Annotated in this window: 13 protein-coding genes; 8 read left to right on the top strand and 5 right to left on the bottom strand. The window is 58.3% G+C overall.

Translation table 11 applies throughout. The features are described from left to right. Positions 1–66: 66 nt before the first annotated feature. From ACTRWH_RS20210 to dctP, 4 genes are all read right to left on the bottom strand, one after another. Positions 67–648: a hypothetical protein gene (locus ACTRWH_RS20210; protein WP_462826781.1), complete on the bottom strand. Its 582-nt coding sequence runs from the start codon at positions 646–648 to the stop codon at positions 67–69. 123 nt (positions 649–771) lie between these two features. After that, the gene (locus tag ACTRWH_RS20205; protein ID WP_007155586.1) at positions 772–2082 is read right to left on the bottom strand and encodes a TRAP transporter large permease; all 1311 of its coding nucleotides are present in this window, start codon (positions 2080–2082) and stop codon (positions 772–774) included. Next, complete coding sequence (locus ACTRWH_RS20200; protein WP_036202080.1) at positions 2079–2627, bottom strand: TRAP transporter small permease subunit; 549 nt, start codon at positions 2625–2627, stop codon at positions 2079–2081. The genes ACTRWH_RS20205 and ACTRWH_RS20200 overlap by 4 nt, the downstream gene beginning before the upstream one ends. 81 nt (positions 2628–2708) lie before the next feature. Beyond that, positions 2709–3758, bottom strand: coding sequence for a TRAP transporter substrate-binding protein DctP (dctP, locus tag ACTRWH_RS20195; RefSeq protein WP_075195549.1), 1050 nt, complete (start codon positions 3756–3758; stop codon positions 2709–2711). A 171-nt stretch (positions 3759–3929) separates the two neighbouring features. Between dctP and ACTRWH_RS20190 the strand changes: the two genes are divergently transcribed. After that, the gene (locus ACTRWH_RS20190) at positions 3930–4670 is read left to right on the top strand and encodes an enoyl-CoA hydratase-related protein (protein ID WP_036205530.1); all 741 of its coding nucleotides are present in this window, start codon (positions 3930–3932) and stop codon (positions 4668–4670) included. A 1-nt stretch (position 4671) separates the two neighbouring features. On the opposite strand, the gene ACTRWH_RS20185 is transcribed toward ACTRWH_RS20190, so the two are convergent. Beyond that, positions 4672–6258 carry a class I adenylate-forming enzyme family protein gene (locus ACTRWH_RS20185; RefSeq protein WP_428396844.1) on the bottom strand — a complete coding sequence of 529 codons (1587 nt, stop codon included), beginning with the start codon at positions 6256–6258 and terminating at the stop codon, positions 4672–4674. A gap of 140 nt (positions 6259–6398) precedes the next feature. Between ACTRWH_RS20185 and ACTRWH_RS20180 the strand changes: the two genes are divergently transcribed. The 7 genes from ACTRWH_RS20180 (at position 6399) to ACTRWH_RS20150 (ending at position 13522) form a co-directional block, all read left to right on the top strand. Beyond that, positions 6399–7193 (top strand): SDR family NAD(P)-dependent oxidoreductase, encoded by a 795-nt coding sequence (locus ACTRWH_RS20180; RefSeq protein WP_036202087.1) that lies wholly within the window; start codon positions 6399–6401, stop codon positions 7191–7193. Further along, entirely contained in the window at positions 7193–7633 is a 441-nt protein-coding gene (locus tag ACTRWH_RS20175; RefSeq protein WP_462826780.1) for a hotdog fold thioesterase, read from the top strand. The genes ACTRWH_RS20180 and ACTRWH_RS20175 overlap by 1 nt, the downstream gene beginning before the upstream one ends. 24 nt (positions 7634–7657) lie before the next feature. After that, entirely contained in the window at positions 7658–8860 is a 1203-nt protein-coding gene (locus ACTRWH_RS20170) for an acyl-CoA dehydrogenase family protein (RefSeq protein WP_075195545.1), read from the top strand. A 176-nt stretch (positions 8861–9036) separates the two neighbouring features. Continuing rightward, positions 9037–9804 carry an SDR family NAD(P)-dependent oxidoreductase gene (locus ACTRWH_RS20165; RefSeq protein ID WP_075195544.1) on the top strand — a complete coding sequence of 256 codons (768 nt, stop codon included), beginning with the start codon at positions 9037–9039 and terminating at the stop codon, positions 9802–9804. Positions 9805–9973: 169 nt separating this feature from the next. Further along, positions 9974–11038 (top strand): phosphotransferase, encoded by a 1065-nt coding sequence (locus tag ACTRWH_RS20160; protein WP_075195543.1) that lies wholly within the window; start codon positions 9974–9976, stop codon positions 11036–11038. Between the two features lie 14 nt (positions 11039–11052). Beyond that, positions 11053–11832, top strand: coding sequence for a 5'/3'-nucleotidase SurE (surE, locus tag ACTRWH_RS20155; protein WP_075195566.1), 780 nt, complete (start codon positions 11053–11055; stop codon positions 11830–11832). Positions 11833–11854: 22 nt separating this feature from the next. Beyond that, positions 11855–13522 (top strand): long-chain fatty acid--CoA ligase, encoded by a 1668-nt coding sequence (locus ACTRWH_RS20150; protein WP_091641499.1) that lies wholly within the window; start codon positions 11855–11857, stop codon positions 13520–13522. Positions 13523–13673: the final 151 nt, after the last annotated feature.

Raw genomic sequence — 13673 nt, 5'->3', positions numbered from 1 at the left:
TGCCCGGTGGTGTGAGAGGACGGGGGAGGTAACTCCCCCTCCTACTCGATTCGGGGCGTGTGCTGCTTAACGGTCTGAATCGGTTGCGGCGCGCAGTGCGTCCAGGTGCGGTCGCAGGGCACGCTTGTCGGCTTCCGGTGCGTTGCTTGCCGTTTCCATGGCAGACATGGCGCCACCCATCATGTCCCGCATCTGCTGTTTTTGGGCTTCGCTCATGTGTGGATTGTTGTTGATCTCTTCCATGGCTTTGGCCATTTCCTGATTCATGGTGTTGGACTGCTCGCCCATTTTCAGGGCGCTCCAGGCCTGGAAGATGCGGTCACCGGTTTTCGCCCACGACTCGGGATTGGCGAATCCGTGTTGCTCCACCACGTCTTCCAGCCGGTTATATAGGTCATGACCCTTCATGCGCTCGATGGACGATGAGAATATTCGCGACATGTCTGGCATCTCGCCACCGCGCTCACCTTTCTCGGCCGGGAAATCCTCCGTCATCTCATCGAATTCACTCTCCATCCCCTGAAGGGTTTCCAGGCTGCTGATGAATGAGCGGATGGTCTGGTCGGTCAGGGTCTCAGCCTGGGCCGCGAAGGGGGCAAGCAAGAGCAGGAGAAGCAGGGGCACTAAGGCAGGGCTGAATCGGTTCATGAGAACGTCTCCTTGTGATTGGGAATCCCGGTTCCATTGATCGGGATTCCCTAAAGGTAGTCCTCTGTTAAACCGCCTGCAACAACCCATGCCGGGTTATGATCGGCCATGATCAGGCTCGGCTCAGAACAGCAGATCCGGCAGATAGGTGGCAATTTGCGGGAAGATCATGATCAACCCCAGACCCACAATTTCAACAATCACAAAGGGAATGATCGATGAGTAGATATCCTTCATGGTGATGCTCGGTGGCACCACCCCTTTCAGATAGAACAGATTGAAACCGAAAGGCGGCGTCATGTAGCCGATTTCCATATTGATCACGAACAGGATGCCGAACCATATCGGGTCAAATCCCAGGGACTCAACGATGGGCATGAATACCGGCAGCGTGATCAACATGATGCCAACCGGGTCCAGCACCATGGCCAGCAGGAACACGATCACCATCATGGCGACGATGATGCCCCAGGGGCCGCCGGGAATCATATTCATCAGCCCCTCGATCAGATCCTGGGCCCCCATGCTCTGATAGGCAGCACTGAAGGCGTGGGCTGCGAACAGGATCCACATGATCATACCGGTGAGCTTGAAGGTGCGGATCGCCGCTTCCTGCAGGATGCTCCACTTGAACTGACGGTACACCGCAGCGGATATCAGGGCGCCGAGCACGCCCATGGCGGCGGCTTCGGTTGGCGTGGTAATGCCGCCAATGATAGAGCCCAGAACCATGATCACAACACCGATGGGCAGCAGTACCGCCCGCAGGGCACGCAACTTCTCCGGCCAGGTGCCACGCTCTTCCTTGGGCAGCGCCGGGGCCAGTTCGGGCTGCAGGTGGCAGCGCACCAGGATGTAGATGGCGGTCAGTACCATCAGCAGAATACCGGGCATGATGCCGGCAGCGAACATCTTGCCCACCGACACACCGGTAATCAGGGCATAGAGGATCATCAGAATGCTGGGAGGAATCAGTATGCCCCAGCCCCCACCGGTGTTGATCACACCCAGGGCCATCTTCTTGTCGTAGCCCCGTTCAAGCATTGAGGGCAGAGCGATGGTGCCCATGGCGACGACCGCCGCGCCACTGATGCCGACCATGGCTGCAAAAACGGCGCAGATGCCAAGGGTGCCAATCGCGAGGCCGCCCCGCAGGCCGCCGCACCAAAGATGCATCATGCGGTACAGGTCTTTGGCAACCCCGGTTCGCTCCAGAATCATCGCCATGAAGACAAACAGGGGGATCGCCACCAGGGTAAAGCTTTCCATGGTGCCCCAGATCTGCGAGGACACCATGTAGAAGGAGTCGAATCCCCAGGTGAAGTAGAGGAAGACAACGGATACGCCGCCCAGCACAAAGGCCAGTGGCAGGCCCAGAAGCAGGAAAAACAGCAGGGAGCCGAAGAACAGCAGCGTGAGGATTTCAATGCTCACAATGGCTCTCCTTTGGCGTCGTCCTGGGGTTCGGGGGTGTAGTAATTGAGGTTGAAGGCCACTGCGATATCTTCCAGTAACTTGACGATGCCTTGCAGAACCAGCAGGCCAGTGCCCAATGGAATGGCAGCTTTCACCGGCCAGATAGGCGGGTTCCAGGCGGAATAGGAGGTTTCCCAGCTGGCAATGGACTCACTGGCCATGTCGTAGCCGAAGTAAAGCAGGGCCAGGGTGAATATAAAGAATATTGTTGAAGTCAGAATGTCGAGCACGGCACGGCCGCGGGGCGGAAGGTGTGAGTGCAGCAGATCAACATTCACATGGCCACGGTGAGCCATGATGTAACCCCCGGACATGACGGCGTAGATGCCAAACAGCATCTGGGTCAGTTCGTTGGTCCATACCGTGGGTGAGTTGAACAGGTAGCGAAACGCCACCTCCATGATCAGGAATGCGAACATGGCAAAAACGATCAGCGCTATCCCGCGCCCGATGACATCATTGAGACGGGTAACCCCTCTCATGAATGCGCTCAACACACCCATTGGTATTCTCCGGGAAACGGTTCGTTCAAAAGCAAAGCCGGGCCTGAAAAGCTGGCCCGGCCGGTTTCAGGTGTCAGGCGTTTACAGGTAACCAAGCTCTGACAGGTAGTCTTTCAGCATGTCCAGCGCCTTCTGGGCGTTGTCGCTGCGCTTGCCTTCCTCATCCCACAACGTCTGTGCGGTCTGGGTCAGACGGTTCTGAACGTCCTCCGGCAAGGTGTTGACCTGAACATTGTGTTCGCTGATGGCCTTGGCCAGCGTGATGCGTTCCTTGTACTGATACTCGTTGGTACGGAACCAGAACTGTTCCTCAAGGGCCTGCTTGACGATGTTCTGCATATCCTCGGGCAACTTGTTCAACGCTTTCTGGCTGACAATGATGACGTCGGTGCCGGCAATGTTCAGTGCTGGCTGCACGTGGTATTTGGCCACTTCATACAGGCCCATACTGAATGCGCCCTGAGAAGCCCCCCAGTGGGCACCGTCAACAATGCCGGAGTCCAGGGCGGAGTAGAGTTCGCTGCCCGGGATGTAGGATGCGGCGGCACCGGCGTCGGTCAGAAAGCTTTGCAGCGCACCAGAGGAGCGGATTTTCAGCTTGGTGAAGTCTTCCCAGCTATTAATAGGCTGCTTGACCACCATCTCGGTCGGGTAGACCTTGTCAGTCGCCCAATAGACATTGTGTTTGGCCGCTTCATCGCGAAGCATCTGTTCGAACCCGAGGCCCTGATGGAAATAGGCGGCTTCCCAGACATTACGGAAGGCAAACGGCAGGCCCGAGGCAATACCCGCGAGGGTGATCTTGTCCTGGGCGTAAGCCGGGGAAATGGTGCCCATTTCCAGGATGCCCCGGCTGACAGCGTTGAAGATTTCCTTGGCTTTAAACAGCGAGCCTGCTTCGTAAAGTTCCAGCTCCAGACGGCCATCGGTGCGCTCTTCAAGAATGGTCTTGAGTCGAACCAGACTGTCTTCATAGGAACTGCTGGAGCCAGGCCAATGGGATTGGACCTTCCAGGTAAAGCTTTCTTCAGCGGCAGCTGCCGGAGCGCTGGCCAGTGCGGCGGTCAGGCCCAGGGTCAGGGCAGAACCGTACGTGATCAGGGTTTTTCTGGCGGTTGTTAGTATCTTCATTGCTGGACCTCGATCATTATTGTGTTGGACGTCCTGTTCGTGATTTCACTGTGCGGAATTAGTGACTGCAGAATGAATCCGTGTATCTGAATCTATCACACACTTTGCTTTTTGCAATAGGATGGTTGCCGATATTCCATTACCAAAGTTTAGTTCATGGAGGCATTCATCGTGATCATCACCCAAAATCAGCCAGGTGTGGCCCACCTGGTGATCAGCAGGACGGACAAAAAAAACGCATTGACTCGCGATATGTACCGGGCGCTGGCCGAAGGTGTGAGCAAAGCAGCGGCAGATACCAGCGTGCATGCCATTGTGCTCAGCGGTGACGGTGGTGTTTTTACCGCCGGCAATGATCTCGATGATTTCCGCGCCCGCGCTACGGATAAGAATCCGAAGCCCTCTGCGGGTCTGGCTTTTATCGAAGCCCTGATGGTGTGCGATACGCCCATCATTGCTGCGGTGGAAGGACTTGCCATCGGGATCGGCACTACCCTGTTGTTGCATTGTGACTCCGTCATCGCTGGCCGCTCCGCACGTTTCAAAACCGCCTTTGTGGATCTGGGGCTGGTGCCGGAGGCGGCTTCTACCGTGACCATGCCGTTGCATCTGGGTTCCCGGCGTACCGCGGATCTGCTACTGATGGGAGACACTCTGAACGGCGAGGAAGCTAGGGAATGTGGCCTGGTCAGTCATGTGGTTGATGATGGGCTGGCGGTGGATGAAGCATTGGCACAGGCTGACGCGCTCGCGGCTAAACCCCGGGAAGCCCTGCGGGCCACCAAGCGCCTCATCAAGGCGCCCTGGCGGGAAGCGGTGAGCGAGGCCCTTGAGAGGGAGCGCGCCGTGTTTGCCGACAGACTACGGTCGGAGGATTGCCGGGCCGCCCTTGCGCGCATGGGCAAGGGCTAGTTCAGGGCCAGTAAGGCGCCCGCAGATCGCGCTTCAACACCTTGCCAATGGTGGAACGGGGCAGCTCCGGGCGGAATTCAATGGCCGTCAGGCGCTGGGCCTTGCCCAGTTGACCATTGGTCCACTCGAGGATCTCCGCCTCATCCTCTGTGCAGCCGGGCTTGAGCACCACCAGCCCCAGCGGGGTTTCGCCCCATTGTTCGCTGGGAATGGCAATCACCGCAACGTCGGCGACGGCCGGATGGGCCAGCAGTACCTTTTCGAGATCCACCGCGTAGATGTTGAAACCGCCGGAGATGATCATGTCCTTGCGTCGGTCCAGGATATACACAAAACCTTCTTCATCGACTCGGCCCATATCACCGCTGCGATAGAAGACCAGGCCCTCGGGGCTGGTCCAGAGCATGTCCCGGGTCTGTTCCTCGCGGTTGATATATCCCCGCATCATGGAGATGGCGCGGCCCACGATCTCCCCGGTCTCGCCCCGGGGCAGCTCGTTGCCCTCCTCGTCAATTACCCGAACTTCCGCGCCTTCGGTGGGCTTTCCCACGGAGTCCCATTTGTCCGGGTGGGCCGCGCAGTCCAGGCTGGTGGAGATGCCGCCTTCGGTCAGGCCATACACCTCGCGGATGTTGCCCGGCCAGCGCTCCATGGCTTCCCGGATGACGTCCGCCCTGAGGGGAGCGCTGGTGCACAACTTGAGCTGGAACGCGGACAGGTCGAAGCGATTGAATTCCGGATCGGCGAGGATGCGTTGGTACTGAACCGGCACCAGCATGGCGTGGGTCACGCGATAGCGTTCAGCCATTTCCAGGAACCGCCGGGCATCAAACTTTGCCATCAGCACCAGGGTGCCGCCGTAGAACAGAGTTGGCAGTACGGACACCAGCGTGGTGTTGGAGTACATCGGCGTGGACACCAGGTTAACGGCGTTGCCATCAAGCCCGAAGCGACTCATTCGGACCATCTGGCGCTGGCGGAAACGGTAATCGTGAAGAATGCCCTTGGGGGTGCCGGTCGTGCCCGAGCTGTAAATGACATTGAACGGATCATCCAGGGTGACCGTGGCCGGGCGCGCCTCCGCGTCGATATCGCCCAGCCAGGACGCAAGGTCCAGGCGCATTCCCGGGCTGTGGCCATCGAGCGCTATACATTGATCGCGCCCGAGCGTATCGAGCTTGTCGGCAATGCCTTCAAACAGCTCGATGTTCTTCTTGGAAACAAACAGGAAGCGGGCTCTGCAGTCATTCAGCATCAGTGCCAGGCTGCTGCCACTCGCCATGCCTGAAAGCGGCACCATGCAACCGCCGGCCACCAACGTCCCCAGGTACAGAGCAACATAATGGATGCTGTTTTCTGACAAACCCGCTACGGCGTCACCTTGTTTCAGACCGGCGGATCGCAGCCGGTTGGCGATGCGGTTGGCTCGCCTGACAAGCGCCTGCCAGTTGAGTTGGGTCTCGCCATCGATGAGTGCGATATGGTCCGGGCGTTCGAGGGCGAGGTGCTGGATGCGTTGGCCAATGGCGTCCATGGACTCATCGGGATCGGTGGGGGCATAGACGGGCATGTGCTGCGTGTTTTTCATTTTTTCGCCTATTGTAGTTCCGGTGTTTTATCTAGTGAAATTTACTTCCGAATATATTGACTCAAAACCGGAAGGCGTGACAAATTACAGTAGAAGGTGAATTCGCGACGACGCAACAAACTATAAAAAGGAGCATCGGCATGGGGCGTTTCGACAAGCGGGTAGCCATCGTCACCGGGGCCGGCAGTGGTATCGGCAGGGCCACGGCGGTTCGCCTGGCGCGGGAGGGCGCGCAGGTGGTGATGATGGATATGTCCGAAGCGGGCCTGCTGGATACCGAGGGCCTGATGCCCGAGGGAGCGGAAACCCTGCGTCGCATTGGAGACGTGGCTGATGAGGAGCAGGTCAGCGCACTGGTGGGCGAAACTGTCTCGACCTTCGGTCGCATTGACGTGCTGTGCAACGTTGCCGGCATCGCCAGCACCAGTGGTGGTCACCCCGATATTACCGGTAACGACCGGGGTGAATGGGAACAGGTGCTGGCGGTGAACCTGATTGGCACCATGCTGTTTATAAAGCATGTCGCGCCCCACATGCAGGCCCGCAAGCTGGGCTCGATTGTTAATACCGCCTCGGTGGCCGGTCTTCGCTCTGGTGCCGGTGGTAACGCTTACAGCGCGTCCAAGGCTGGTGTGGTTAACCTCACCATGACTGCTGCCTGCGATCTGGGTAACGACAATGTACGCGTGAATGCGGTGTGCCCGGGGCTGGTGGAAACCGGCATGACCCAGGCTGTTTTTGACTATGCCCGCGCCAATGAGAAAGCCCATAAGCTTGGATCACGGTGTGAATTGCGGCGCTATGGTGCACCGGAAGAAATTGCCGCCGCCATCCTGTTCCTGGCCAGTGATGACGCTAGTTATATCACTGGTCAGTCTCTGCCCGTAGACGGTGGTAATACCGCCTCTCTTAACCTGCCTGGAATGAAAGTGTAATGAGTGAAGACAGCCTGCATATCCGTGGTGGCCAGGACCTGCCTGGATTTCACAATCTGCTGGGGTATCACCAGATGTCCTGGGAGGAGAACGAAGCGGTGATTGGCCTGGAGCTCCAGCCCTGCCATCTCAATCTGGGCGGCGTGATTCACGGCGGTGTGTTGACGTCGCTGCTGGATATCGCAATGGCCGAGGCCGGCACCTACTGTCCGTATCCCGGCCGGATACGCAAAGCCATTACCCTGTCGCTGACGACAACGTTCACCGGGCAGTGTTCCGGTGGAACTATCCGGGTCACCGGCCGCAAACGGGCCGGCGGTACCCGAATTTTTAACAGCACCGGAGAGGTTCACGACGACAAGGGTAACCTCCTGGCCATCGCCGAAGGCACCTTCCGCATTCGCTCCGGGAGTGAGAAACCGGAAGGCGTGCCAATCTGATCCTTCAACCAATGAGGTACTGGAATGTTTGAGCTGTCTGACAAAGCCAAAAAACTGCAGGCGCAGCTTCACGAATTCATGGACGCCCATATTTACCCGAATGAGCACAAGCACCATGAACAGGTCGAGCAGGCGGAGAATCGCTGGGCGCCGGTACCGATCGTCGAGGAGTTGAAGGTCAAGGCGAAAGCCGCGGGGCTGTGGAACCTGTTCCTGCCCGACAGTGAATTCGGTGCCGGTCTGACCAACTATGAGTACGCCCATCTGTGTGAAGTCATGGGGCGCTCGGCCATGGCGCCGGAGGTGTTCAACTGCTCCGCGCCGGACACCGGCAACATGGAAACCATCGCCCGCTACGGCAACAAAGAGCAGCAGGACAAGTGGCTGAAGCCCCTGCTTGATGGCGAAATCCGCTCCTGCTTCTCCATGACCGAGCCTGACGTGGCCTCTTCCGATGCCACCAATATTGCCTGTGAAATCCGTCGCGAAGGCGATGAGTATGTGATCAATGGCCGTAAGTGGTGGTCGTCAGGTGCCATGACCACCACCTCTAAAATCGCCATTGTTATGGGCAAGACCGATCCGGGGGCTGAGAAGCACAAGCAGCAGTCGATGATTCTGGTGCCGCTGGACACGCCGGGCGTGAAGATGATCCGCCCGCTGACGGTGTTTGGCTACGACCATGCCCCTCACGGCCACGCTGAGATTCAGTATGACAATGTGCGGGTGCCGGTGGACAACATTCTGTTGGGTGAGGGCCGTGGTTTTGAAATTGCTCAGGGCCGCCTTGGGCCGGGCCGTATTCACCACTGTATGCGCACCATCGGGGTTGCCGAGCGTGCCCTCGAGCTGATGTGCAAGCGTGCCAATGCCCGCGAGGCTTTCGGTAAGCCGCTGTCGAGTTTCGATTCCATTCGCAAGGATATTGCCCGCAGTCGCATGGAGATTGAACAGGCTCGGCTGATGACCCTGAAAGCGGCGCACATGATGGACACCGTTGGCAATAAGGTGGCTCGTCAGGAGATTGCGATGATCAAGGTGATCGCACCGAGCATGGCGCTGAAGGTGTTGGACCGGGCGATTCAGGTTCACGGTGGCGCGGGCGTGTCTCAGGACACGTTCCTGGCCGAAGCCTGGGCCAAGGTGCGGACGTTGCGGCTGGCGGACGGGCCGGATGAGGTGCATCTTGATTCTGTTGCCAAGCTGGAGCTCAAACAATACCGGTAATTGTTTTGGCCCGCTTTGTCGGGTGCGTGAACGAACGGGGAGGAACCTGCCGGGACGCGCTGTGAATACGTCCATGTACGCTCGACAAAAACATCCATGTTTTTGACGGTCCCGGCAGGTTCCTCCCCGTTCGTTCCCATAGCTCTGAGAAAGATTTTCGACAATGAGGTGTCTGTATGAACAACCCGCTTTTCGATATGACCGGAAAAGTCGCCCTGATCACCGGTTCCACCAAAGGCATCGGCCGTTCCATCGCCGAAGAAATGGCTCGCCTGGGTGCCAAAGTTGTCATCTCCAGCCGCAAGGCCGATGCCTGTGAGCAGGTCGCCAATGAATTGAAAGAGCAGGGCTACGAGGCCATCGCCATTCCCTGTCATGTGGGTAAGAAGGAAGACCTGCAGAACCTGGTGGATAAAACCAACGAAGCCTGGGGTTCTATCGATGTGCTGGTGTGCAACGCCGCCACCAACCCGGTCTACGGCACCACCGCCGAAATGACCGACGAAGCCTGGGACAAGATCATGGACACCAACGTCAAAGGCACCTTCTGGCTCACCAACATGGTGCTGCCGCAGATGGCCGGGAAAGGTGAAGGTGCGGTTGTTCTTCTGTCCAGCATCGCCGGAATCCGTGGCAATACCACCATCGGTACTTACGGTGTTTCCAAGGCAGCGGAAGCGGCGTTGGCCCGGAATCTGGCAGTGGAGTGGGGGCCAAAGGGCATTCGAGTGAACAGCATCGCCCCCGGCCTGATCAAAACCGACTTTGCCAAAGCCCTGTGGGAAGACCCGGTCCGCGTTAAACGCGCCGAAGACAAAACCCCACTGCGCAGAATCGGTGACCCGGTCGACATCGCCGGCCTGGCCGTCTTCCTGTCAACAAAGGCGAGTGCCTACGTCACCGGACAGGTCATCGTAGCCGACGGCGGCGAAACCATTTGTTAAGAAGGCATCAACGAAAGCACGCCGAGGCAGGTGGGTGGGGGTGTCTTTGTGCAGGGAAAAAGGTGTCCGAGCGCAGCGAGTTCTTTTTCCCGGAAGAAAGACACCCCCACCCGCCGGCCGCCGCCCCCATGACGGGGCTGTCACGCAATAAATGAAGGCAACAGAAAAGATGGCCATGAACCCAGAGTTGGTAGACGTTTTGCCAGCCCACCAATTTGATGAAGACAGCCTCCGGACCTGGCTACAGCGAGCCATACCAGGTTTCGGCACCAAGCTGGACGTACAGCAATTCCAGGGCGGGCAGTCGAACCCCACGTTTCTACTGGACACCGACAGCGGTCAGTACGTTCTGCGCAAAAAGCCACCGGGAAAAACACTGCCCTCCGCCCACATGGTGGAGCGGGAATACAAAGTCATGCGCGCTTTGTCCGAACACACCAGCGTGCCCGTGCCGGCCACCCGGGCTTTGTGTGAAGACAGCAGCATCATCGGTACGCCGTTCTACGTTATGGATTATCTGGAAGGCCGCATAGTTAGTCATCCGGCACTGCGGGCGCTGGATCGTCAGGAGCGGATGTCGGCCCATCGGTCGGCTATCGACACCCTGGCAGCACTGCACTCGGTGGATGTTAACCAAATCGGCCTTGGGGATTATGGCCGTCCGGAAGGCTATGTGGCACGGCAGGTATCCCGTTGGACCAAGCAGTACCTGGCGTCGAAAACGGACGAGCAGTCCGCCATGAACAAACTCATGGAGTGGCTTCCGAAAAACCTGCCATCCACCGATGAGTGCGCTATTGCCCATGGTGACTACCGCTTTGGCAACCTGATGCTGGCACCGGACAAACCGGACGTGATCGCCATTCTGGACTGGGAGTTGTCTACTCTTGGTCATCCGCTGGCGGATCTTGCCTATTACTGCCTGCCGTACCACCTGCCTTCGGACATGGAAGGTTCCCGCGGTTTGTTGGGGGAGGATCTGGAGGCACTGGGCGTTCCCACTGAGCAGGAAACCATTGCCCGTTACTGCCAACAGACCGGTCGCGATGGCATTGCGGACTGGCATGTGTTCCTGGCGTTTTCCCTGTTCCGTCTGGCGGCGATTGTTCAGGGGGTCTATGCCCGCGCGTTGCAGGGAAATGCCGCCAATGCCGATGCCCTGCAGGTTGGCAAACGTGCAAGCCAGCTGGCGGAAGCGGGCTGGAAAATAGCCAGTGAAGGAGACCGGTCATGAGCCAGACTGCTGCAATCACGGAACCGATGGTCCGTCGCATCCTGATCACCAACGATGACGGCATCAACGCACCTGGGCTGGCGATTCTCGAACGGATTGCCCGCAATCTGGCGGAAGAAGTCTGGGTGGTGGCGCCGGAGCATGATCGCAGTGGCGCAGGGCAGAGCATCTCCATTCACGACCCGCTGCGGGTGTATGAAAACGGTGAGAAACGCTATGCCGTGTCCGGTACCCCCGCAGACTGTGTGTTGTACTCGCTGGCCCATTGGTTTGGTGATAACCCGCCGGATCTGGTGCTGTCCGGTGTGAACTGCGGCGCCAATATCAGTGATTCGGTGCAGTACTCCGGAACCGTGGGCGCGGTGCTCAGCGCCGAACATATGGGCATACCCGCCATTGCGCTGAGCCAGGCCTTCCTGAGCCGGGAAGGCGTTGACTGGTCGCCGGTGTCGGCGTTCGGCGAGCAGGTAATCCGCAAGCTCTGGCAACCGGGCGAAAACCGGGCCTGGAATGTGAACTTTCCGGCCTGCGACGCCGGTGTGATCCGGCAAGCGCAATGGTGCAACCAATCCACCGGCTCCATTCAGCGGCCCCGCCTGCTGGCAGGGCAGGATGCCCGTAGCCTGCCTTATTGGTGGCTGGGGTTCGATCGCAGTTCCCGGCACATTACGGCACCGGATGAAGACGTCACCGTGCTGCGGGAAAAAGCCATTGCGATAACGCCATTGCGTCACCGGGAAGCCCTGCCCGGTGGTACTGGAATATTCGATCTGGCCGCCGCTGCGGCTCACTGAATTGACTGAGGGGATGACAACAATGACATTTACACGCCACCACAGCGTCTGGCCAAAAGAATTACCAAAGAGCATGACACTGCCTGACACCAGCGTTTTCATCAACCTGCAAATATCTGCCCTGCGGTATCCGGACCATACAGCGACCATCTACTACGATGCGCCCATGAGCTACAGGCAGCTGCTGACGGAAGTGGAAGCGATGGCCGGCTATCTTCAGGCTCAAGGAGTGAAGAAAGGTGACCGTGTTCTGCTCTACATGCAGAACTCCCCCCAGTATGCCGTTGCCTACTACGCCATACTGCGAGCCGACGCCGTGGTGATTCCGGTGAATCCGATGAACCGGGCTGCAGAGCTGGAACACTACATTGCCGATACCGGTTCGAGGGTGTGCCTGGCCGGTCAGGAACTGGCCGACTTTATCCTGCCGATGCTGGACAGCACGGATCTTGAGCGGGTGGTGGTGGCGTCCTATAACACCTACATCAATAAGGACACCGACCTGGATTTGCCGGCAGAGGTGGCTGCACCGGCCTGGTCCAAAGACGTACCCGGCGTGGTGAGCTGGGAACAGGCGCTGGCCGGTAATCACAAGCCGGCAGAGCACACCGCAGGCCCGGACGACCTGGCGGTGATTCCCTACAGTTCCGGGACCACCGGCGCGCCCAAGGGATGCATGCATACGCACCGCAGTGTCATGGCCACAGCGGTTCACCGGGCGTTCTGGAATCTGAGCACCGCCAACACTGTCCAGTTGGCGACGTTGCCGTTCTTCCACGTGACCGGTATGACCGGCTCCATGAACAGCCCCATCTACAGTGGTTCAACTACCATCATTATGACGCGCTGGGATCGCACAACCGCCGCCCGGCTGATAGAACGTTACCAGGTCACCGGCTGGACCAACATTGTCACCATGGCGGTGGATTTTCTGTCGAATCCGGACATCGGGCAATACGACCTTTCCAGCCTCAACACCATTGGCGGTGGTGGAGCGGCAATGCCGGAAGCGGTGGCTGCCAAGCTTAAAGCCATGACCGGCCTGGATTACATCGAGGGTTATGGCCTGTCGGAAACCATGGCCGCCACCCACATCAACCCGTCGGATCATCCCAAGCCCCAGTGCCTGGGTATTCCGGTATTCGATGTGGATAGCCGCATCATTGACGTTGAGACCCTGGAAGAGAAAGGCCCGGGCGAAGTGGGGGAGATTGTTTCCAATGGTCCTCAGGTAACCCAGGGGTACTGGCATCGCCCGGCTGAAACCGAGGCGGCGTTCGTGGACATCGACGGCAAACGCTTTTTCCGCACCGGTGACCTCGCTTATTACGACGAAGAGGGCTATTTCTTCATGGTGGACCGGGTCAAACGGATGATCAACGCATCAGGCTTCAAGGTGTGGCCCTCGGAAGTGGAAGGATTGATGTACCGGCATCCGGCCATCCACGAAGTGTGTGTCATTTCATCGCCCCACCCCAAACGCGGTGAGACTGTGAAAGCCTGCATCGTACTGACGCCGGATGCGGAGACCAGTACCACCGAAGCGGACATCGTCAGTTGGTGTAAGGAGCAGATGGCTGCCTACAAAGTGCCAGAAATCATCGAGTTCGTGGATGAGTTGCCGAAATCACCCACGGGCAAGTTGATGTGGCGAGCGCTGCAGGAAGAAGAGTGGAAGGCTAAAGCCTAAGCGTTAATTCATGCTTATTATTCCGCACTGCGGAATACCGTTCTAAATATTGACATACGAGACGTTCGGTGCAATTGTTTCATTAAGCTGATAGATGGGTCGCAAGGCCCTGCCCAAAACCGCATAACTCGCAACAACAACAAAACAGCGG

This window comes from Marinobacter sp. G5_S1_61_S3 (assembly GCF_054968585.1).
The sequence above is the reverse complement of the archived record's forward strand: the minus strand, read 5'-3'. Positions and strand labels throughout refer to the sequence as shown.